The sequence below is a fragment of the Methylobacterium sp. J-059 genome (assembly GCF_022829485.1).
GTDB lineage: Bacteria > Pseudomonadota > Alphaproteobacteria > Rhizobiales > Beijerinckiaceae > Methylobacterium.
Map to the genome: position 1 here is coordinate 57,102 of NZ_JAKSYA010000106.1, position 21,028 is coordinate 78,129.

Here is a 21,028-nt window from a genome sequence, read left to right on the forward strand (position 1 = left end):
ATAGCGGCTGATCTGGGGCGTGGTGAGGCAGCGTGGCGTCCGACGCGGGTGCGCGTGGGTAGCGCGATCCTCGAGCTTGCTCGCGGGCAGTGCGCGTTCTCGACCCGCTTCATGGCCGAGAAGTGGAAGTGGTCGGAAGCCCGCGTGCGGCGCTACCTGGGTCGATTGAAGAAGTCCGAGATTATCGACGCACAAGCCGACGCACATGCAACGCGCGTAATCATCTGTAAATACGATCGTTTTCAGCGCGTCAGCCTTCCGACCGACGCACCTAGCGACGCGCAGGCGACGCAGTCGCGACGCACCGACGACGCACCTGCGACGCGGGACCGACGCAAAGAAGAAGACAGGGAATCCAGGGAAAGCATCAGTTCCTCACTTCGTTCGGAGCCGCGGACCCGACAGAAGCGGCCTTCCCGGACGGGTGTGGACCGGGACTGGCAGTTCGGCCCGGACGAAGCCCAGGCTGCCGAGCGGCTGAACCTCGCGCCGGCTCGGGCCGCAGCGATCTGGCCCGCCTTCATCGACCACCACCTCAAGCTCGGCTCGCAGTTCATCGACTGGCCCGCGGCCTGGCGCACCTGGTGCCGCAACGAGGTGAAGTTCGCGGCCCGCGATGGGCGCCCGAGCGCTCGCGGCTCGCCCTCCCGCGCATCCACAGCCGACCTCTGGGCCGGCGATGCCTTCGACGCTCACGAATCCCGCCAGCGAGGTCCCGATGAACACCTCCCTTTCCCCGATAGCCGAGCCGGAGGCGAGACTGCCGGCGATCCCCGGTGGGATCCCGCAGGCTGGGAAGCGGACCGCGGCCGTGGTCGGCTACCTGCACAACAACCTCGAGACGATCCCCGGCAACTTCCGTCGCTACGCCTTGTTGGCCGCGCATGAGCCGACGGCAGAGCAGAAGGCGCTGCTGCTGGCCCGACGGGACGAGATCGATCGCGGGCTCGCTGAGGCAGACGTTCTGACGATACGCGAGCAGGTTGGCATCCTCCGCAGCAGCATGGCGACCGCGCCGCTCGGCGAAGAGGCCATGACCCTCGCCAAGCGCGCCTTCATCCTCGTGCTCAGCAAGTATCCCGCATGGGCGATCGTCGAGGCCTCGATGCGCTTCCTCGACGGCCGGGCCGGTAACAAGACTTACGCCCCGACCGCGGCCGAGATGGCCGAGGTGTGCCGCCGGCTGATTTCGAAGAATCTGGCCGAGCGCGCCCGGATCAACGCCATCCTCGACGCCGAGATCTACCACGCGCCGACCGCCGAGGAGCGCGCCGAGGTCGAGCGCCGGCATCAGGCCTTCGTGGAAGAGACCGCTCGCGCCGCGGATGCGCGCAGGGCCCGGCAGGACGACCGGCCCTCACGTGAGGTCACGGCCGAGAGGTTGCAGGCAGTCGCGGATCTTGAGGCTAGGCGCGTCCGTCGCGAGGCGGAGCAGGCCGGAGCAGATGCGGCCGCAGAGCGGGCGGTAGCGTCATGATCTTGGCACCCACCATCACCGACCACGCTCTCCTTCGCTACATGCGCAGGATCTACCGGGTCGACACGAGTGCGTGGCGCAAGGCGATGCTCTCGGACGTCGGCGCGGCGCTGGCGGCCTACCAGGGCCACCACGCGCCTGGTCAAGCCGCCTTCGTCATCTCCAGCACTGGCCGTGTGGTCGACGTCCTCGACGAGAACGCCAAGCACACCATCGCGCCCGGCCGGCCCGACATCATCGTCCCCCGCATCATCATCTGACGATCCGCAGCCGCCACTGCGAATCCGTCTGTTCGTCCCTATCCAGTCGCGTACCTAGGAGCACCGCCATGCCCTCCAGCCGAAACGGGCGCGCGTTCGACGCCAAGGCCACGCCGCAGCACAACGCCAAGATCGCCTTAGACAAGCCGATCGAGGAGGGGCGCCGCAACGTCGTCCCGAACTTCGGCGGCGATAGATCGATCCTGCGCTGGTACATCGCGACGACGGCGCCGAGCCGGGAGCTATCGGCGGCCGCCAGCATCCGCGGCACGATGCTGAGCGGTGACCGGGCCGGGGAAACGCCCTTCGCCGCCTATGTCCCGTGCGAGTTCTTCTGGCGCCGCTCGGTGCGGTCGAACCTCCGCGTCCCGCGGCGCGAGCGCCAGTTCCCGATCCTACGCCACTACCTGTTCCTCGGCGTGATGGGCGGCCTCTGCGACGACACCCTGGCCGCGCTTCGCCAGCGCGACGGCGAAGATCGCAACGTGCACGGCCTGATCGGGATCCTCGGCTCGCAGACGCGAGGCCCGCTGCAGCTCAACCGCATCGGCATGCGGTGGCTTCGCGACCAGGGCGCTGATGAAGTCGCCGGCCGGACGAACCGGACGCCGATCGGCGCCATCTCGCCGGGCGAGGCCGTGCGCGCGACCTCGGGGCCGTTCGCCGGCTTCATCGGCCAGTTCGTCTCGTCAGCAGATGGAGGTACCGTCGGTGTGATCTCGCTAACCGTAATGGGGTCGGCCTGCGACATCCGCCTGCCGATCGAAGACGTAGAGCGAGCCGCCTGAACGCTGTAGGACAACTCGGCCTAACGAAGGCCGCACGGTGCCGAAATGTGGATCATAATTTGGGTATACGTATCGGCGGCCGGTGTCCTCTCGTCGGGGAACATCGATTTCCTAACGAAGGAATCGTGCGAGGCCACCATCAAATCGTGGGGGCAGACGGCCCTTCCCGCGATAGAGGGCGGGGCGCCCATCGGCCACATTAGCGGGCGCTGCATCAAGCGAGCGACCAGGGAGCCGTAGAGCCGCATCCCAACAGGACAGTCGCCAATGTGCGGCTGTCGAAGCGCACTGCTCTAGCGGCTTGCCGCCTGGTTTTCTTGTGGCGCAGGCTTCTCACTGGGAAGAGGATATTTCTTATCGAACTTCCTGCCCGCAACGTGAAGGTATGCCCAGCCGACGATCGCCAGCACAGCGGCGGCGATCGCTACCTCGATGGTCATCGGATCATTCCTCCTTGCGCAGTTCGAAATGCACGATCAGGTGTCCTACCACATGTAGGCCGAGGCCTATCAGATACCAGACAGGGCGATTCGTCTTAACGAACAGCGCGGGGTCCGTAAGCAGCGGTTGCAGAAACGCGACGCTGCACAGGCCAAGCCCGAGGCCGCTTAGCCCCGACGTGACCAGCTTCAGGCTTTCGTTGAAGCGCCGAGCTGCCAGCTTTCTATCAGAGGGGCTTATCGGCGGCGGTGGCGGTGGTGCTGGAGGCTCAGTGCCACCAGTGCTGGTTTGATCGGTAGCGGCTGCAGGCGGACGATACTTCGGGCGCAGGTTCTCCATGGAGTATACCTCCGCAGAATCTCCACTCTCGTTGCCTGGGGGAGTGTACGGACTAGCGGACACTAGATTTCAGTCTTGAAGATTGTGTACGAAATCGTCACGAACCGAAACGAGGAATGTCCCGTGTATTGGGTTGTAATATTAGCGGTATAGCTATGCGTTTCTGTAAGAGCAATAGGAACTTTGTGGCTTATTATGGCCCTTCCACCCAAAAGCCCGCGCTTAATGCTAACTTTTGGAGGTAGGTCGCCTGCTTCTATCGACCAATGACCCACCTCGAGACTTTCGTCGTCAAGATCAACCTGTATAAGAAATGAATACTCGGGATCGTCATCGAATGGAAATATCTGAACTGATTGTGTAGCGTCAATGATTAGCGTCTCAGAACACAGGACATCGATACCTCCGACCCGGGCAATGGTGCGGGGCATGGATTTGCTCTCCTATGTGATCCGCCTCTCATCCTACACGATAACGACGAAACCCCACAGCCTTGCCGGGCGCGGGGCAACCGTTTGCTGCGAGCTTTGACTCAGCATCCTTGCCAAGGCGCAACTTGACACCCGATCGATGGGGTCTATTGTGTCGCTCGCGCCGATAGCAGAACAATATGGACGGATCGAGCGCGAGGACGGATGTGAGGCCGCTGTAGGTCCTGCCGCTTCTCCCAAAAGGAAAGTTGCGCCCCGAGCGAGAGGATCGCTGCGGGGCTTTGCTCTGCCCTTCGCCCACACCCTGCCCGACATGAGGGCGATGACCCCGCCGCCCACCCCGTGGGGACCCTGGACGGCCGGCGCCTATACGGGTGGTCGGGGCCCCGGTGTTTTCTAGCGCCAGGGTCCCAAAACCCGGTAACGGGGTAACAGGTAACAGCGCCCATGGCCGATAAGACCGGGGCTAAATTCCTAAGCCAAGCCGACTTCGCCCGCCGCCGCGGCGTGTCTCGAAAGTCGGTAACAGGCTGGAAACAGAAGGGTATCCTCGTCCTCAACGAGGCCGGCCTGATCGACGTCGAAGCGACCGAGTGGGTGCTGGACCAGCGACCCGCCAACTATCGGGGCGGTGTTACCCACCGGCCGGTACGCGCCGCCCCAGGTAACAGGCCGGCGCCAGAGCCTAAGGCCCCCGCCAAGCCGAAGCCTGATACTTGGCAGACCCTCGGCGAGGCGATGCCGCGGCCTGGTGCGGTGCCGGTCAATGGCGATGGCGAGCACGGCGACGACGAGGCCCCGGATCCTACGAACCTACCGCTGCCGGAGGCGATCCGGCGCAAGGAGAACTTCCTCGGCCTGCAGCGCAAACAGGAGGTCGAGAAGAACGAGCGCAAGTTGGTCGACCGCGAGGCGGCCGAGAAGCTGTTCTTCGACACCGCCCGGGACTTCCGGGATGCTTGGCTTTCCTGGCCCGCCCGGATCGCCGTCGTGATGGCAGACGAGCTCAAGGTCGATCCCCGCGCGCTGACGACGATCCTGAACGCGCATGTCAAACAGCACCTCTCCGAGCTCGGCGATCCTCCGGCCGACTTCGGCTGACACGGAGAGCCTGAGCCGGGCCTGGAGGAAGGGGGCGACCCCGACCCCGAACCTGAACGTGGTCGAGTGGGCCGAGCGCTACCGCCGCCTGAGCAAGGAATCGTCCAACGGTGGCCGCTTCATCGTCTCTCGCGTCGAGGTCGCCCGCGGCCCGATGCTGGCAGCGACCGAGCCGGGCGTCAGCACCATCACCCTGATGGCATGCACACAGCTGCTGAAAACCACCGTCATCGAGAACATCCTCGGGCGGTTCATCCACATCGACCCGTGCCCAATCCTGGTGGTGCAGCCAAAGGACGACGCGGCCGAGACCTTCTCAAAGGACCGGCTGGCCCCGATGATCCGCGACACGGCGGTGCTGAAGGACATCTTCGGGGACCTGAAGTCCCGGGACGCCGGCGCCACCCTAACGCACAAGCAGTTCCCGGGCGGCCACATCACCCTCGTGGGCTCGAACAGTCCGACCAACCTCGCGATGCGGCCGATCCGGCTGCTCACCTGCGACGAGATCGACAAGTACCCGCTCTCCGCCGGCGGCGAGGGCTCGCCTATCGACCTCGCCGAGGAACGGCAGGCCGAGTTCAAAGCGAACAGCCTCTCGGTGCGAGCCTGCTCGCCGACGATCGCGGGCCGCAGCGCCATCGAGGCGTCCTACGAGGAGAGCGACCAACGTAAGGCCTTCGTCGCGTGCCCGGGCTGCCAGGGCTGGCACCCTCTCGAATGGGAGCGGGTTCGCTTCGACAAGGATGAGGCCGGCAAGATCCGGCCCGAGACCGCCCGCTACGAGTGCGTGGCCTGCGAACACCCGATGACGGAGCCTCAGCGCCTCGTCGCACTGCGCAAGGTGGAGTGGCGGCAGACCCGAACCTTCACCTGCTGCGGCGAGAACCAAACGCCGGAGCGTTGGGCGCCTGAGGCACACGGCGTCGCCCGGGCCCTCTGCCTGCACTGCAGCGTGGAAGCCGTCCCGAACGACCATGCGGGCTTCCAGGCATCGAAGCTCTACGCGCCGAAGCAGACGATCCGCGAGACGGTGGCGAAGTTCGCCCGAGCCCTGAGACGAGGCCCAGAGGCGTTGAGGACGTTCTTCAACACGCAGCTGGCCCGCACGTGGAAAGAGGGCGCCGACGCGCCAGAGTGGCAGGACGTCTACGCACGGAAGGATCGCTACCGCAGCGGCACGGTCCCAGCGGGCGGCCTCATCCTGTTCGGCGGCGTCGACGTCCAGAAGGACCGCCTCGAGGCGAGCGTCTGGGCCTTCGGGCGCAACCGGGAGCGCTGGCTGATCGAGCACCGGGTGCTGCCCGGCGACACGGTCCGAGCCCAGGTCTGGAAAGACCTCGAGGCGATGTTCGATGAGACCTGGGAGCACGAGAGCGGCGCCGACATGCGCGTCCGCGACTGGGGCGTAGATTCCAGCGGCTTCACCGCCGAGGTCTACGCCTTTGTCCGGACGCAAGGCGGCCGGCCTGTCCACGCGGTCGACGGCCAGGACAGCTACGCGGCGGCCTTCCTGGGCGTCGGTAACAAGGATGCGACCCCGGCCGGCAAGAAGCTTCGACGCGGCCTGAAGACGGTCCGGGTCGGGGCGTCGTTCGCAAAGCAGGAACTGATGGGGTGCTTGGCGCTCCACCGCCCGTCCGACGGCAAGGCCTTTCCGGCCGGCTTCGTCCACCTCCCGGACGACGTCACCGAGGATCAGGTGAAGCAGCTGACCGCCGAGGAACTGGTCACCCACGTCACGCGCGGTCGTACGCGGCGCGAGTGGGTGCCGATCGGCGGGCGGCGCAACGAGGTGCTGGACTGCGCGAACTACGCCCGCGGGCTGGCCGCGATGCGCGGATGGGACCGGTGGCGCGAGGTGCACTGGCGCGACCTTGAGGCCTCCCTCGGGATCGAGAGGCAGCGGCCCATCTTAGCGGCGGATGTTCCGGCGGGAGTCCTGGCCGACAACGAGGATGTCACCTTCGCCAGCCCTCCGGACGTGGGGCCGAACTTCGAGATGTTCGTACGACAGGCGCTGCGCGGCGTCGCAGCCGCTGCAGGCCTTCTCTACGAGAGCCTGAGCGGCGACTACAGCCAGTTGAACGACCGCACGATGCGCGCGGCGCTGACCGACTTCCGGCGTGTCGTCGAGAGCTGGCAGCATCAGCTTATCGTCTTCCAATTCTGCCGCCCGGTCTGGTTGCGCTGGATCGACCTCGCCCTGCTCTCGGGCGCCCTGACCCTTCCTACTGGGATGCGCCGGCAGGACGCCTATGCGGTGAAGTGGATCCCGCAGGCCTGGCCGTACATCCACCCCGTCCAGGACGTGCAGGGCAAGACCATGGAGATTCAGGCCGGCTTCTCTAGCCGGTCGCAGAAGGTCTCCGAGGGCGGCTACGACGCCGAGGAGATCGACGCCGAGAACGCGGCCGATAACGAGCGGGCCGACGACCTTGGGCTCTCCTACTCCAGCGATGGGCGCCGCTCGGCGAAGGCGCTGGAAGCCCCGGCCACTGACGACCCGGTCCCCGGCGGGACCACTAACGACGGCGGCAATCAGCCTACCAACTGACAGGAGCCACCATGACCGTGCTGGTCAATGGGAACGAGATCGTGCTCTCCGGCACGGTCGGCGAACTCTATTGGGACGAGTGCTTCACCGCCTCGGACGTTATCTTCGCGCTGGCCCAGGTTGGCCGAGATCAGGACGTCACGATCCGGCTGAATAGCGGCGGCGGCATCGCCACTGAGGGCGCGGCCATCCATTCCGCGATCGCCGCGCACAAAGGCCGGAAGGTCATCGTGGTTGAGGGGATAGCGGCCTCGGCCGCATCCGTCATTGCGATGGCTGGCGACGAGGTCGTGATGTCCCTCGGCGCCCTGATGATGGTGCACGACCCGTCGGGCTTCACCTTCGGGACGATCGGGGACCACGAGCTCCAGATCAAGGCGCTCGCCGTCATCGACGTTGACGTACCCGCCGGTTGGAATGGCCCGCTGCTTGACCTCGTTCCGGTAGTGGGCGGCCTGCGGCAGGGCCGCCTGCATCAGCGCGACGACGGCCTGGATCACCTGTTCGCGCTTGCTCGGCATCAGGCCTTCCAGTTCGCTTCGATCGCGGCCGGCACGCGCGCGGCCCAGCGCTTGGCGGTGGCATCCACGTCGAGGCGCTTGCGGAGCTTCACCTGCGGGACGAGGACAAAGATCACGACGAAGTCGCGCCCCTTGTCGGCTGCGCCTTCCTTGATCGGCTTGAACGACTTGCGGCCCTGGACCCGGCGGTGCGGCAGGGCTACGTTGACCCCCTGATCTCGGACCTGCGGTCGAACCTCGACATCCTGACGCAGTCGGTGACGAAGAACCTGCAGGACGTGTCGACGCTCCGCGACGCGCTCACCACGGCCGGCCTGGAAACGATCCCAGCGCAGGGACGCGTGCGGTTCTACGCCATCGAGGCGCTGCAGACTTCGGTCGGCACGACGATCTCGAACTTCTCGGTCACGGTCGACGCCCTGTCTAAGAAAATCGACCTGTACGGCTCGGTGCAGACCGGCGACCTCTCGGGCCTCATCACCTCGATCTCGACCGTCCGCACGACCCTTGATGCCCTGCGAGGGACGATCACGAACCTCGTCACCGCGGGGCAGTTCAACGCGGTGGCCGACCGCGTTTCGACGGCGGAGACCAAGCTCGACGCACAGGCGGCGGCGATTACCAGCAAGGCGTCGCAAACTACTGTCGATGCACAGGGCGCGCGCCTCGGGACCGCAGAGCAACGCATCTCAGCGAGCGAGGGGCGGATCTTCCAGGCCGTGCAGGCGACCGCCGGCAGCCAGTCCGACCTAGCGCTGTTGCCGCAGACCCTGTCTGGGTTCTTCGACTTCATACAGCGGCAGCAGGGGGGGCTCTACCAGCAGTTCGCTACGGCGACGACGAACATTGCCGCCAGCATTGACGATGCTGGGCGGTCTACCGCGTCGTTGCGGTCCGACCTCTTGGTGTTCAAGGGTGATGCCAGCGCGCAGTTCGTAGATCTAGTCACGGCGGTGGCGGATACGAACTCGGCCCTGGTGACCCGGACCACCCTGCTGCAGGCCGGGATCGCCGGTGCGCGGGCGGCGATCACCACCGAGGCAACCGCCCGGGCCACCGCCGACAGCGCTCAGACTTCGCAGCTCGCGGGTGCGGTATCCCGGATCGGGGCGGCGGAAGCATCGATCGTCACAGAAGCTACGACCCGGGCCGGAGCGGACGGGGCGATCTCGACGCGCGTGGACGGCCTCACCGCGACCGTCGGGCAGAACAGCGCCAACATCACATCGCTGGCGCAGACGCAGGCCAGCGATCGGGGGGCGACCGCTTCGCAGTTCTCTGGGGTCACGGCTCGGTTCGGCACCGTCGAGTCGAGCGTTTACAACCTGTCCGTCTCTACGTCGGCAGCGAACGCGGCGCTCGGGCAACGGATCGACACCGTCACCGCTCGCGTCGGGAGCGCCGAGGCTGTCGCCGCGAACGAGGCTTACGCTCGGGCGACCGAGGACGCGGCGATCGTTAATTACGTCAACGCTGTGAATGCAAAGACGGACGCGGCGAATGCTGGTGTCGCAAGTGAAGCCTCGGCCCGTGCTGCGGGTGATGCTTCCAGCTCCGCCTACATCAACGATTTGTACGCGCGAAACAACCTCGGGACTGCCTACGGGCGGTTCGGAATGACGGCTGTGGCGGGGCCTGCAGGTGTCTCGGCTCGGCTCGCTGCACAGGTCTCGACCGACAGCTACGGCGTGGTGCGCAACGCCGGATACTTCCTCGATCTGATGCCGGACGGCTCGTCGCGCTTTGTCATCGACGCCAACAGCTTCCTAATCACGGCGAATGGTGGGCAGAGCTACCCGTTCCAATTCGACGGTTACAATCTTCGGGTGCCGAACCTTATACTGACATCAGGGCAGGTTTCGACGCCTCTCCGTGTTGATATGGGCTCCTACCTGCTCGTCGGAGGAGCGGGAACGAATAACAACCGCATCGACACGACCTTGGATTACTACTGGAATGTCACCAGTGGCGATCTTCCGTCTATCATCAATCTATTTGGCAACTTGACAATTTCAGGAGTGAACGCGCAAACGGGCGCCTACGCAACAATCTCGAGCATGCGTATCCTGATCGACGGGGCGGCCAGAGGGTTCATTTCCTTCAACAGTCCAGGCATCACCTTGGGCGCCAACGCGACCTCCGACTTCGCTGGTATTTGCTGCCTCTACCTCGCGCCGGGGCAACACCGGATACAGTTGCAGTATACTTATCAAGGTTGGACCGCCGACGCTAAGGTGCAGATCAATGAGCTGCACATCGCTGGCGTGACGATGAAAGCTTGACTCTCCTCAGATCTCGATCCTTGCATCACCTCATCATTCGAGGCTGAAAACTCATGGCTTTGCTCTACTCACAGGCGGCAACCGCAACGGTTGCCGCCAACGCCAACGCCGTGACCGTCGCCGGCATGGACCTCTCTGCGGTCCTGCCCGGCATGGTGATCAACCTGGGCGCACGCGACCGGGTGACCGGCGACGGCTTCATCATCGCCGCAGTTACCCCGACCGGTAGCAGCGGTGGTACGCTCTCGACCGTCGGGCCGATTCCGTCGGCGTTCACGAATGCGCCGTTCGTCATCGACACCCGCGACTTCAACGGCACCGCGCCGAACTATCTGATCGCCATCTATACGCAGGTGCTGGCGACGCTCCTGCGCCTGACCAGCCCGCTCACCAATCTGCTCTTCGGCTCGCGGGTGCTGGCGCTCGATAAGGATGCGCCTGGTGCTATCTCACGCCTGCTCTACGCGATCGGCGGCCGGACGTGGCTCGGGGCGGAGCAGCGTACCTTGTCCTACACGCCAACCGGCGGCGCGCTGACTTCGGTGGAAACTTTCGGCCTTCGGGCCTACCCGGATGGCACGCTGCCGGTCGATGCCCTCACGATCGACCTGACCACTGGCGGCGTCGATGTGCTCGCGGCTTCCGCTACGATGGTGTCGGCCGCCATGGTCGATCTCGCCTCGGCGCCGGCCGCGAAGGTAGCAATCACGGGCGGGGGGCAGATCACATCGTTCGGCGTCGGTAAGCACAAGGTCCGCGAGGTGCATTTCGTGGATGGGGGCAATGTCCTCGTCCACAACGCCACGTCGCTGATCCTGCCGACCGGCGCCAGCATCACGACGCGGGCCGGCGACATGCTCCGCGCCATGTCCGACGCCCTGGGCAACTGGCGGGTGCGCAGCTACCAGCGCGCGGACGGCACGCCCCTGGCGCTCGCCTCCACCGTCGCGATGCTCGATCCCGCTACCGGCAAGCTCGCCACCGCGCAGGTGCCCGACGCGCTTCTCGGCGGCCTGCTCTATCACGGCGGTTGGAATGCCGCGACGAACAGCCCGGCAATGCCGGCGCCAGCCTCGGCCAATAAAGGCTGGTACTTCATCGTCACCACAGCCGGTACGACGAGCCTACCGGGGACCTTCGGGCCAATCACCGATTGGCAAATCGGCGATTGGGCAGTCTCCGACGGCACCTATTGGGAGAAGGTGGACTCCTCGGACCAAGTCATCTCGGTCGCCGGCTTGCAAGGCGCCATCACGGCGGCTCAGCTTCGATCGGCGTTGAGCTTGGTCGCCGGGCAGGATGTCCAAGCTTGGGACGCGGATCTCGATGCGATCGCCGCCCTCGCGACGACTGCTTTCGGCCGAAGCCTCCTTACGCAGGCGAATGCTGCAAGTGCCAGGAGCGCTCTTGGTGGCGTGTACCCAACCACAGGATTTGCTGCGGAGGGGGCTGCATCAGACTTCACGAACAATGGCGTGTGGACCAACGTCCTCGCCGTTGATTTCGTTGCGACTGCAACGAAAATGTTTGGTTATGCGGTAGTGGATTTTACGAACGGATCGGGCGTTGCGACGGACGTTCAAGCCCAACTCGTGTTCGTCAATATGACCGCTGGGGGAACGACAGTTGCAACTGGACGAAAGACAATCATTAGTCTTCCGGCGGTTGCATATACGGGGTCGGGCAACCTCAATCCGCAAGTTCAGATCAACAATCTGAACGTCGGATCGACTTATCGGGTACAGCTTCAATTGCTCCGCGTACAGGCCAATGGTCCGATCTCGCAGCCAAACATCCAAGTCGGAGGAATGAACTTTTGAGCGCGAACGCCATGAGCATCCCAAGCGCTGAGCTGAGCGAGGCGCAGTCGCCTCCGGCCGAACTTCTCCTGATCCGCCTGGAAGGCGGTATCGTGACCGGACGGGTGCGCTCCAACGTGGAGCAACCCGACTGCATCGTGGTCGATGACGCGATCTATGGCGCGGTCGCGGACCTGATCGGGCGGTGCCGATACGAGGACGGCGCCCTGTCCGCCTACACGCCGCCGCCGGTGCTCGTGCCGCTCCCGGACAACCCGACCCTGTCGGATTGGCGGGTCGGCCTCACACTGTGGAAGCGCGATGACGGCACCCTTCGGATCGATGAGGTGACGGACAAGGTCGCCGTGCTCGTGAAAGCGGGAAACCCGATGGGACGCATCGCCCGCGAGCGGCTGGAATACGCCAACACCGTGATCCGCGCGCAGCTCATACAGCTCGGCCCAGCCCTTGGCTTCTCCGATGCCGAGATAGACGAAAGCCTGTGGCGCGCGGACCGCGTGCGTCAGGGCGACCTTTCCGGGGTGTGGCCGCTGCCGGCCGACAAGGGAGCCGCCGCATGATCACGCTGACCGAAACCGTCACGACGCAGCGCACGCTCGATACGCCGGCGGCGATCGCCGACCACGTCCACGCGGAATACCTCCGCCGCTTGGCCGCCGCGCCGTTCAAGCCCGGCGACCGGGTGCGGATCGAGCGCCGCGGCGCCATCCCGTCCGCCTTCCTCGTCGGCGACGTGGGAACGGTCGCGCTCTGCGATCCCGAGTTCTCGCCGCTCACGACACTGATCGGCGTGAACGACACCGGCATGACCATCCAGTTCCCGGCTCCGACCGCGGACCTTGTGCTCGCCAACGAGTGACGCTCAGTTCAGACGGGGACGTGGGGGATCGATCAAGAGGCGTCCGCCATCGCCTTCTTCACGTCTTCTGGCTCCACGGCGAACTTCGCTCCATGACTGCCTTGAACGCTCGGCCAGTTGTTCCGCCGGGCCAACACTTCGATCTCTTCGACCGGGCACCCGAAAGATTCGGCGATCTCGTCGACCGTGAGCCACGGCTTGGTCCGCTGGTCGTTGTTCGGCATAATTACTAGCCCTCCCGCGATCGTGCGCTCCTAACACCTTGCATCGCTGTTTTTAGCCGTGCCGACGGTCGAGCAACCCGGCTTGGCGGAGCTCCTCTTCAACAACCTCATATACCGGCGCCATCACGTCGTCGTTGATCGCCGCCGGCGGTCGCACCGGCTTCATGGGCGGAAAGCTGCCCATCAGCTCCTCGATTGGCATCGCTGGCCTGTCGTCGGCGAGCGCCTCGGCCGGCCTCGACTGCTTGGCGACGATTGATCTGACTTTCTCAAACATGCGCGCCTCCGGCTTCCGAGAAGCACAACCCGCGCCGACCCGTTCCGTTCTTTGACATCGTGAGGACCATCATGGCCGCAGAGCTCGATAGGGCTGCGTTCTTCCAGGCCGTCCGCCTGCGCCCGTTTCCTGGCAGCCTGACCGCCGGGCAGGTCTCAGGCATGGAGGCGATCCTCGACGCCTGCCCGCCCGACACGCCGACCGACCACCTCGCCTACGGCCTCGGCACCTGCCCGGTCGAGACCGGGTGGACGATGCAGCCGATCAAGGAGAAGGGCGGGACCGCCTACTACACCCGGATGTACGACATCGCCGGTGACCGGCCGGCGAAGGCCAGGGAACTCGGCAATACCAAGCCCGGCGACGGCGCGCTGTTCTGCGGGCGCGGGCTGCTGCAGCTCACCGGCCGGTCGAACTATCGCCGCGCCACGTCGCGCCTGCGCGAGGTCGGATACCTGCTGCCGGGCCAGGATCTCGAGGCGACGCCCGACCTCGCCATGCACCCGGACGTCGCGTCCGCGATCCTGTTCCTTGGGATGCGCGAGGGATGGTTCACTGGCGCGCGGTTGGCGCAGTACTTTGGGCCTGGCCGCGCCGACTGGACCGGCGCGCGCCGCATCATCAACGGCCAGGACCGTGCCGCCGAGATCGGCCAGCACGCGCAGGGTTTCCAGGCCGCGCTGATCAAGGCCGGCCACCGGCCGGGTGCTGTTGCCGGCTCGGTGCCGACGCCGCCCGTGATCGTAACGCCCTTGCCGCCACCCGCGCCGGTCATGCCGCCGCTGAGCGGACCGGTGCCGCGCAATGACAACGCCATGCCCATCGCCCCGGCATCGTCCGTCGGCTTCGGCGCCTGGCTCAAGAAACTCCTCGGGAAGGAAGCTGCGTAATGGATTGGACCTCGCTCGCCGGGCAGCTCGCCCAGATTGGACTTCCCGCCCTCGGTACGCTCTTCGGCGGCCCCCTGGGCGGCACCGTCGGCGCTATGGTCGGCAAGGGTGTTGCGGCTGCGCTCGGCGTCGCGCCGACCCCGGAGGCCGTCTCGGCAGCCGTCCAGGCCGACCCGAACGGTGCCGCCGTGAAGCTCGCCGAGATCGAGGCCGAGACGAAGCGGCAGGACGCCTACCTCGCCGACCTCGCCAATGCCCGCGCCATGGAGGTGCAATTCGTTCAGGCGCACTCGCCGATCGCCTGGGGGCCCGTCGTAGTCTCGGTGATGAACTACGCGTTGCTCGGCGCTATCGTCCTTGCCGTCGGCATGGGTTGGCTTCGCGAGGACGGCATCATCGTCGGCTTCGCACTCGGCGCGGCAAGCTCGGTCTACCAGTACTGGCTCGGCTCCAGCGAGAGCAGCAAGCGCAACGCCGACGCGGTCCGCCAGTTCGCACTGAACAGCAACACCCCGACGGCGGGACAGGTCGCGCAGACCGCGATCCAGGCTATCCGGCGTCGCTGAACCGTGACCGCGCTCGACCTCGCGAACCTCCTCAAGGACTACGGCCCTTGGGGCCTGCTCGCCCTCGCGCTGCTGACGATTCGCTTCCTGTTCAACGGGTGGCGCGATTGCATGGTCGCCCGGATCGAGGAACGCGGGCAGATGGCGACCGCCCTGGAGCGCCAAGCCTCCGGCAACGCCGCGACGTCCGCTGCGCTCGACGACGTGCGCGAAGGGCAGATCGAGATCGCGAAGCTCGCAGCCGAGGCGCTGAAAGGCGACGAGGGCAACCGCGAGATCACCAAGGATGCCCTGAAGGACATCAGGAATCGCCTCGACATCCTCGCTGGCCGAGGGGGCGCCCCATGAGCTTCGGATGGCTGACGCGCTGGATGCGCCGGAAGGTGTGCCCCGAGTGCAATCACGACTGCGATCGGCTGGAGCGCGCTCAGGCGCTCCACGTCATGTCGGTCGATGCGGTGAAGGCAGCACGTCGGAAGCAGGCACGGCGCCTGAGCGATGTCCGCATCACCGTCGAAGCCACCCTGCGGCAAATGGAAGAGCGCGCGGCACAGCGCGAGGGGGATCGCTCGTGATCTATCAGGATGACACGCCGGTGCGCATCAAGGGGACGATCTACTGGGCGGCCCTGCTGCTCTTCCTCGGCTACCAGCTCTGCAACTTCTTCGTCCCGAACTCGGACATGATCCTCGCTGCGCGGGTGATGGCGGCCGGCTTCTACGCGGTCGTCCTGTACGTCTATGGTCCAGATGCATGGCGCGCGCTGTGGAAGAACGATCCGATCTCGAGCGACTATCTCATCGTGGGGATCTGGCTGTCGTTCGCCTCGCACCTCGGGCAGACGGCCTACAGCATCGCCTACCGCCTCGCGCCCTCGGACTGGTTCCTCAACAGCGAGATCGTCTCGTTCATTATCATGGGCTCGGTGGTCGGCGCGGCGCTTCACATCTGCGCGCCGGGCAGCCTCGACGGCCAGGTCCCCCGGCGCAACCGCATCGCACTCGGCATCGGCGTTGGAATTGCGACGCTCGTCGTCGGCCTACTGCTGGTCACCCGGCCCGACATCCGCCCGCTGATCGAGCGAACCCGCCCGTACATCGGCGATTGGTTCCACACCGGGGCTCTGCGAGGCATCGGTGAGCCGCCGGCATGAAGTCCTGCCCCGAAGGCGCCTTCACGTCCGGCCACCTCTGGATGGCGGCGCTGTGCGGGCTGATCCTCGGCATCGTCGTCACGTCCGTTCTGCGCAATGCAGGGATGCTCAGGGACACCCCGCCCAACGGATGACGCGAGGCGCTTGATGGCCTATGCCGGCCACCTCCTCCCAGAGACACTTCAGCCCCGCCGGCATGGCGGCCGCGTTTAATCTGTTCCCTTGCGCCACGTGTGACTGTGCTAGGTCCGCGTATGGCATCCAGCTCAGACCGCTTCGCCCTTCCTATCATCTTTGCCGCGTTCACCGCCATTTCACTCAGCGCGCCTTCACAGGCGGACCAGCTGCTCTGGCGGGAGCGGGTTGACGGCGCAACGCGCAATCTCTGGGTCAATCCGGATGGTGCCGTTGGTGATAACGCCCCTAAGGTCGTCCCCAATGACGGTCTGAGCGTCTACGGACCTCGGCGCTGGATCTTCCAGCAAGTTACCCTGACACCGTACGTCACCGGTCAGCGCGTGAAGTGGGGAGAGGGGAGCAGCGCCATCCGTATGCTCAATGGCTTCGCAGCCTTGGGGCCCGTCACCATCGAAACCGGTACTAAAACCTTTACCGTAGCTCGTGGACTGAATTTCGTCGCTGGCTTCCCGGTGAAGGCTGTTGCGGCCCGTGATCTCTCGAAGTCGATGAGCGGGACTATCGCATCATACAGTGGCACCAAGCTTGTCCTGAGCGTCACTACTGTCACTGGCTCAGGTATCGTCGATGATTGGACGATCGGAGCCTCGGGGACGACGAAACAGGGTCAAACGAAGCTCGTAACGTCTTCGGCATCCCCGGCCGGTAGCACCACCCTCACGTTCCCCAACACGGCAGGCGTGCAGATTGGCGCAAACGTGGAGTTCGCCTTCGACGCCCACTTTAGGTCGATCAATGGAATCCAGCGTGGCACCTACGTCGTCAGCAAGACAGATACAACCGTCACGCTGAGCCAAGCCCTTGTCTCGCCGTTGGGTGCGCCAGCAGGCGTATCCGTCATCCAAGAGCAACTGGTCACGTTCTACGGGAACCAAGGCAACTTCTTGTACCAGGACATCCAGGCCGCCGACGCAGTGGGCTTCAGATATGGAACTCCCGACGCGCGGGATGCAACGCTTTCCTTCGACGTGGTCTCATCGGGACTGCCGAACTGCACAGCATCGATCATGATGCTGGGCTACAAATCGCTCTCCAAGATTAGTCGCTCATACGTTCAGTCCTTCCCGGTCACGTCGGCCAAAGCGCGCATCACCCTGCGCCTCAAGGGTGACAAGGTGGGCGCACCGGGGACATGGAAAGCAGGCTACGGCGCCAACGATTGGGGTGGTCTATGGGCCGCGATCGGATTCGCCTGGGAAAGCCAAGGCACCCCGACTGCGCAGAACATTCCGGACGGCCAATGGAGCGACGTCACTGCGGTTGGTGGTTCGGATCAACAGACATGCGATCTTACAGGGACGGTTGGGGCTTCTGTTGACGTCTCGAACGTCAGGCTAACGCTCGAAGCACCTACGCCTTAAGTCCTGTCTCTTGGGAGTTCGGCGCGATCGTCATGCTGGTGGTGGTGCCGGTCCTGCTCAAGGGGATGCCCCCCGGCCTGATGGCCTAGGCTGGCATCGTTCCGCCCTGGCGTTGAGCCCCGCCGGCATCCGCCGCTGGGCTTTTTCGTTCTTAGCCCGTGCCGCCGCACGCGCTACACGGTCGGCCATCGCGGTAAGCACCCCGTGAGACCTCACACCCCCCCGGCCTCGTGCCGCGGGGGGGCGTGCCTAGCGCCTAACGCTGCGCCTCCCAAACCGGCACGCCAACAGGCCGCCCTGGCCGGTCCCGACGGAAAGTCTGGTTCCCGTACCGGATCCAGGTGTCGCCGATCGCCTCGACGCGGCGGGCGTTGATCATCAGGCCGCCGCAGTAGTCGACCCAGACCACGCCAACGGTGGGGTGCACGCCGAACAGGTCGGTGGCCGTCCAGCCGAGGGCGATGGCTTCCTCGCTGAACCGTCGAGGAATTCGATCGCCGCCTCGCCCATCTTCTTCCAGCGCGGGCCGGCCATGCCGAGACATGGCGACGTGATTGGTTCATCGAGGTATCCGACCGGCGGATACGGAGAACCTCCCGTACGCCAAAAGCTACAACTATGCAGATGTTGCGGTCTGAACAGGCCCACTTTTATGTGAATGCACCCGACTCCTGAGCTACGATACCTTTCGAACGACGTGCTTTTCCAACAGTAGTCCGATCGTTAGGAGCGAAAGCGAAAACAACATAATGTAGGAATAATCGATTCTTACCGGCAGACCAGGATAATATCCGAGCCTAACCCATTCTATTATTCCGACAACAGGGTTATACTTTAGGACATCGTAAATTTCATCAGGAAGAAAATTCGGCAGGAACATGACGCCGCTCGTAATGTAGATCACGATGGTGAACAGGATGCTTCCCATGAACCACGCCGGGAAAAAGGCCATGATGCTGACGTTGATCGTCCCGAACCCGATGCCGAGCAGGATGGCGGCGAGATAGCCGCACATCGATGTGAACGGATCGATTGGCACAGGATTGATGCCAGCTATCACCAATATCGCAAACACCGTGAGCAAACCGAGGAATCCCGTCACGATCTCGACGAGGATACGAGAGAAGATGACGTCGAATAACTTGACCTGAGGGTAGTAGGTCAATGGTCTGTTCGACATGACGGCCTTCATGACCTCGCGCGAGACGTACTGGAAGACGAGGGCGGGCACTGCACCACTCGCAAAGAACAAGGCTCGACTGTCGCCGATCGGCGCGGGCACGTGGCGTACGACATAGACGAGCACGAGCATGAAGATGTGCGCCACCGGCCAGAGCACGACGATCATGTAGCCCCAATGCGAGCCACCGAAGCGCGTGCGCATGTCCCGCAGTATCAGCGCTTGCAGAACGTGGAGGTAGGACTCCATCTGGCTTTTCTGGGGCAATCTGGGAACCACTCCCCGGTCGGTCGTGGACATGACGTCTCCTAGTTTTCGTCCGCCGTCATCCGCATCGAAAGCGCCCAAATTATGGGATCACCAGCGCCGCCGCCCGGAGTACTGCGCCGGTCGGACAGCGACGTAGCCGAACTCGACCAGGGCTCGCATCGACTTCGGGTGGGCGGAGGGCCGCAAGCCGAGCGGTTGCATCGCGGCGGCGCGCAAAGCTTCGCGAGCACGCCGGCGGACGGCTGACTCATTCGCCACGCTCGACCCGGTCTGTCAGCACCCGCGCGGCGATCTGGGCGACCGCGACGCCTTCTTCGGGCGTACAGGCGCTTGGTGTTCATTCGCCGCTCTGGCTCGGCGCACACGTAGACGTAGAAGATCACCCGCCCGGCCCGGTCGACCACCTGCACTGATTCCTCGGTCGCCTTGATGCGTAGGGGAAGGGCGAAGTGAAGCGCGATCACTGTGCCCGCTCCGGCCCCTCGACCAAGCCGAAGAGCCTCGCCAGTGCGATCAGCTCGCCATCGGTGCACTCGTGGCCATCGATCAGCCACAGCCCGGGATCGTCGCCGGTCGGCTCCACCGTCCAGCGGAGCGCGCGGAGGGCTTCGACGGCTTCGTGGAGGGGGGCGTCGTTCACGGTGCTGCCATCGATGGTAGCCGATGCTGCCTGGGATGGTGAGGTATGCTCACGCCGCCAGCGGGCGCGCTAGCAGGATCGCCGTCCGCACCATGCCGCGCCGGAAGGCCTCGGACGCGCCGGGCTCGGCGACCGCCTTCCGCGACGGCTCGCGCTCCTTCACCGCGGCGGCCGGGTCGATTGTGTGCCCGCTCGCGAACCGGAACAGGCTCACGGTCGGGTCGCGCATGGACACGTCGACCGCGGCGTTCACCTCGTCGTGAGGCGATCGTCTTGGCCTTGAACAGGTCGCTAGCGATGGGGCTACCATGTGGCGATCCTAGTACCCAAACGCTTTTCCGACCCAGCCACATTTCTCCATGATGAAGTCAGCTATCTTTGGATCAAGTTCGACCTCATATCTGTTAATAGAAAGCGAGCTTGGAGCCATACCGTACAATTCAGTAGACCAGGCGTCTGATTTATATTCTGTAATCTGCGTCTGGTTGCCAGACCAGAGCTTACCCGGATCTATGCCGAAGAGGCCAAATCCCTCGAGGGCCGGCAGCCATTTATCTTTATTAATATCATTGTAGTTTACGACTAACATACGTTTGTTCAATATATGGGGGTGGGCAATAATCCCGTTGTAGCTAATATTATATTCGTAACATGCGCTTTCGATGTCCGCTTTAGATGGCTCCGTGCCATTTTGAAGTCGCCGAGTAACGTTCAGCCGTGATAGAATTGCATCGCGCGGATCTCGAAATATGACGACAAATCGAGCTTGGGGTAGCATTTGCGCGACGTGATGAAAAAATCTCGTCATAATCGGATCTTTTAGGGTTAGGCGCGCAGGTCTTTCCAGCCTTTCGTGTATTCTGTCTACGCTATTGGAAATGATAGCGGCGTGATAATGGAAAAGCTCTTCGCGACTTTCAAAAAAATGCTTTGTATGAATTTCCCACCCTTCTAGGGCGAGGAAATACGGCATCAGCATATTTGTTATATAACTACATTCGGCGACGTAGTCGTTCGTGTTTGGGCTTGTGCAAATAAGTGCATGCAGAATTGTCGTGCCGGTCCTTGGCGCTCCACCAACAAAAACAAGATCGTCTAAGTGTAAATTTGTCATTTATTTTAATCTATCTCGTAGATTTGCTACGCTGAACCAAGGTATTACCCGATGCGCGCGCCGTCATCGCTTCCAAGCTCAAATTTCTTTGGCTTTATTGCACGCTTGTACTGGAGGCGAGTCCAGCAACGATGCTAAATCACTCGTCCGTTTCTGTCATTGCTGCGACGCTCGCTGCTCTCGTACTCCTCACGCCTTCGGTGGCCATCCGCTTCCTAGCGAAGTCGGGTTGACGGCGCATCACGCAACCTATGGTCAATCCAAACGGCGCTCTTGGAG

Annotated in this window: 27 protein-coding genes and 1 pseudogene; 18 read left to right on the forward strand and 10 right to left on the reverse strand. The window is 64.1% G+C overall.

Annotated elements, in window-relative coordinates:
* Positions 1-54 precede the first annotated feature (54 nt).
* The 4 genes from MKK55_RS12970 (at position 55) to MKK55_RS12985 (ending at position 2,525) form a co-directional block, all read left to right on the forward strand.
* On the forward strand, positions 55-888 hold the full coding sequence (locus tag MKK55_RS12970; RefSeq protein ID WP_243935123.1) for a hypothetical protein: 834 nt from the start codon (positions 55-57) through the stop codon (positions 886-888).
* On the forward strand, positions 812-1,477 hold the full coding sequence (locus tag MKK55_RS12975) for a hypothetical protein (RefSeq protein WP_243935125.1): 666 nt from the start codon (positions 812-814) through the stop codon (positions 1,475-1,477). The genes MKK55_RS12970 and MKK55_RS12975 overlap by 77 nt, the downstream gene beginning before the upstream one ends.
* The gene (locus MKK55_RS12980; protein WP_243935127.1) at positions 1,474-1,737 is read left to right on the forward strand and encodes a hypothetical protein; all 264 of its coding nucleotides are present in this window, start codon (positions 1,474-1,476) and stop codon (positions 1,735-1,737) included. The genes MKK55_RS12975 and MKK55_RS12980 overlap by 4 nt, the downstream gene beginning before the upstream one ends.
* A gap of 68 nt (positions 1,738-1,805) precedes the next feature.
* Entirely contained in the window at positions 1,806-2,525 is a 720-nt protein-coding gene (locus MKK55_RS12985) for a transcription termination/antitermination protein NusG (RefSeq protein ID WP_243935129.1), read from the forward strand.
* A gap of 293 nt (positions 2,526-2,818) precedes the next feature.
* Here MKK55_RS12985 and MKK55_RS12990 read toward each other — a convergent pair whose 3' ends face one another.
* Complete coding sequence (locus MKK55_RS12990; protein WP_243935131.1) at positions 2,819-2,965, reverse strand: hypothetical protein; 147 nt, start codon at positions 2,963-2,965, stop codon at positions 2,819-2,821.
* A gap of 4 nt (positions 2,966-2,969) precedes the next feature.
* Positions 2,970-3,305, reverse strand: coding sequence for a hypothetical protein (locus tag MKK55_RS12995; RefSeq protein ID WP_243935134.1), 336 nt, complete (start codon positions 3,303-3,305; stop codon positions 2,970-2,972).
* 878 nt (positions 3,306-4,183) lie between these two features.
* On the opposite strand from MKK55_RS12995, the gene MKK55_RS13000 reads away from it, so the two are divergent.
* From MKK55_RS13000 to MKK55_RS13015, 3 genes and pseudogenes are all read left to right on the forward strand, one after another.
* Positions 4,184-4,837, forward strand: coding sequence for a hypothetical protein (locus MKK55_RS13000; protein WP_243935137.1), 654 nt, complete (start codon positions 4,184-4,186; stop codon positions 4,835-4,837).
* Positions 4,785-7,394: a terminase gpA endonuclease subunit gene (locus MKK55_RS13005; protein WP_313898965.1), complete on the forward strand. Its 2,610-nt coding sequence runs from the start codon at positions 4,785-4,787 to the stop codon at positions 7,392-7,394. Before MKK55_RS13000 ends, MKK55_RS13005 begins: the two co-directional genes overlap by 53 nt.
* Before the next feature lie 11 nt (positions 7,395-7,405).
* Positions 7,406-7,726: pseudogene (locus MKK55_RS13015) on the forward strand (ATP-dependent Clp protease proteolytic subunit); the annotation flags it as partial.
* 188 nt (positions 7,727-7,914) lie between these two features.
* On the opposite strand, the gene MKK55_RS29220 reads toward MKK55_RS13015, so the two are convergent.
* The gene (locus MKK55_RS29220) at positions 7,915-8,031 is read right to left on the reverse strand and encodes a DUF6441 family protein (RefSeq protein WP_313898967.1); all 117 of its coding nucleotides are present in this window, start codon (positions 8,029-8,031) and stop codon (positions 7,915-7,917) included.
* Between the two features lie 72 nt (positions 8,032-8,103).
* Between MKK55_RS29220 and MKK55_RS13025 the strand changes: the two genes are divergently transcribed.
* Genes MKK55_RS13025 through MKK55_RS13040 form a run of 4 tightly spaced genes read left to right on the forward strand, consistent with a single transcriptional unit; the run spans position 8,104 to position 12,876 of the window.
* Positions 8,104-10,197 (forward strand): hypothetical protein, encoded by a 2,094-nt coding sequence (locus MKK55_RS13025; protein ID WP_243935173.1) that lies wholly within the window; start codon positions 8,104-8,106, stop codon positions 10,195-10,197.
* 53 nt (positions 10,198-10,250) lie between these two features.
* Positions 10,251-12,017: a hypothetical protein gene (locus MKK55_RS13030; RefSeq protein ID WP_243935138.1), complete on the forward strand. Its 1,767-nt coding sequence runs from the start codon at positions 10,251-10,253 to the stop codon at positions 12,015-12,017.
* Positions 12,014-12,577, forward strand: coding sequence for a hypothetical protein (locus MKK55_RS13035; RefSeq protein WP_243935139.1), 564 nt, complete (start codon positions 12,014-12,016; stop codon positions 12,575-12,577). The genes MKK55_RS13030 and MKK55_RS13035 overlap by 4 nt, the downstream gene beginning before the upstream one ends.
* Positions 12,574-12,876, forward strand: a complete 303-nt coding sequence (locus MKK55_RS13040; protein ID WP_243935140.1) for a hypothetical protein — start codon at positions 12,574-12,576, stop codon at positions 12,874-12,876. The genes MKK55_RS13035 and MKK55_RS13040 overlap by 4 nt, the downstream gene beginning before the upstream one ends.
* A gap of 32 nt (positions 12,877-12,908) precedes the next feature.
* On the opposite strand, the gene MKK55_RS13045 is transcribed toward MKK55_RS13040, so the two are convergent.
* Positions 12,909-13,100: a hypothetical protein gene (locus MKK55_RS13045; protein WP_243935141.1), complete on the reverse strand. Its 192-nt coding sequence runs from the start codon at positions 13,098-13,100 to the stop codon at positions 12,909-12,911.
* Positions 13,101-13,152: 52 nt separating this feature from the next.
* Positions 13,153-13,377, reverse strand: coding sequence for a hypothetical protein (locus MKK55_RS13050; RefSeq protein WP_243935143.1), 225 nt, complete (start codon positions 13,375-13,377; stop codon positions 13,153-13,155).
* 71 nt (positions 13,378-13,448) lie between these two features.
* On the opposite strand from MKK55_RS13050, the gene MKK55_RS13055 reads away from it, so the two are divergent.
* The 7 genes from MKK55_RS13055 (at position 13,449) to MKK55_RS13085 (ending at position 17,545) form a co-directional block, all read left to right on the forward strand.
* On the forward strand, positions 13,449-14,267 hold the full coding sequence (locus MKK55_RS13055) for a hypothetical protein (RefSeq protein ID WP_243935144.1): 819 nt from the start codon (positions 13,449-13,451) through the stop codon (positions 14,265-14,267).
* Complete coding sequence (locus MKK55_RS13060) at positions 14,267-14,833, forward strand: hypothetical protein (RefSeq protein ID WP_243935145.1); 567 nt, start codon at positions 14,267-14,269, stop codon at positions 14,831-14,833. Before MKK55_RS13055 ends, MKK55_RS13060 begins: the two co-directional genes overlap by 1 nt.
* A 3-nt stretch (positions 14,834-14,836) precedes the next feature.
* Positions 14,837-15,181 (forward strand): hypothetical protein, encoded by a 345-nt coding sequence (locus tag MKK55_RS13065; protein ID WP_243935152.1) that lies wholly within the window; start codon positions 14,837-14,839, stop codon positions 15,179-15,181.
* Positions 15,178-15,408: a hypothetical protein gene (locus MKK55_RS13070; protein ID WP_243935154.1), complete on the forward strand. Its 231-nt coding sequence runs from the start codon at positions 15,178-15,180 to the stop codon at positions 15,406-15,408. Before MKK55_RS13065 ends, MKK55_RS13070 begins: the two co-directional genes overlap by 4 nt.
* The gene (locus tag MKK55_RS13075) at positions 15,405-15,986 is read left to right on the forward strand and encodes a hypothetical protein (protein WP_243935156.1); all 582 of its coding nucleotides are present in this window, start codon (positions 15,405-15,407) and stop codon (positions 15,984-15,986) included. Before MKK55_RS13070 ends, MKK55_RS13075 begins: the two co-directional genes overlap by 4 nt.
* Positions 15,983-16,120, forward strand: coding sequence for a hypothetical protein (locus MKK55_RS13080; protein ID WP_243935158.1), 138 nt, complete (start codon positions 15,983-15,985; stop codon positions 16,118-16,120). The genes MKK55_RS13075 and MKK55_RS13080 overlap by 4 nt, the downstream gene beginning before the upstream one ends.
* A 120-nt stretch (positions 16,121-16,240) precedes the next feature.
* Entirely contained in the window at positions 16,241-17,545 is a 1,305-nt protein-coding gene (locus tag MKK55_RS13085; protein ID WP_243935159.1) for a hypothetical protein, read from the forward strand.
* Positions 17,546-17,801: 256 nt separating this feature from the next.
* Here the strand turns inward: MKK55_RS13085 and MKK55_RS13090 are convergent, their stop codons facing one another.
* From MKK55_RS13090 to MKK55_RS13110, 5 genes are all read right to left on the reverse strand, one after another.
* A complete protein-coding gene (locus MKK55_RS13090; protein ID WP_243935161.1) occupies positions 17,802-18,089 on the reverse strand; it encodes a hypothetical protein in 288 nt (95 codons plus the stop codon).
* 132 nt (positions 18,090-18,221) lie between these two features.
* Positions 18,222-19,025, reverse strand: coding sequence for an ABC transporter permease (locus MKK55_RS13095; protein WP_243935164.1), 804 nt, complete (start codon positions 19,023-19,025; stop codon positions 18,222-18,224).
* A 430-nt stretch (positions 19,026-19,455) separates the two neighbouring features.
* A complete protein-coding gene (locus tag MKK55_RS13100; RefSeq protein ID WP_243935166.1) occupies positions 19,456-19,635 on the reverse strand; it encodes a hypothetical protein in 180 nt (59 codons plus the stop codon).
* Between the two features lie 49 nt (positions 19,636-19,684).
* The gene (locus MKK55_RS13105) at positions 19,685-19,864 is read right to left on the reverse strand and encodes a hypothetical protein (RefSeq protein ID WP_243935168.1); all 180 of its coding nucleotides are present in this window, start codon (positions 19,862-19,864) and stop codon (positions 19,685-19,687) included.
* Positions 19,865-19,954: 90 nt separating this feature from the next.
* Positions 19,955-20,749: a sulfotransferase family protein gene (locus MKK55_RS13110; RefSeq protein WP_243935169.1), complete on the reverse strand. Its 795-nt coding sequence runs from the start codon at positions 20,747-20,749 to the stop codon at positions 19,955-19,957.
* Between the last annotated feature and the right edge of the window lie 279 nt (positions 20,750-21,028).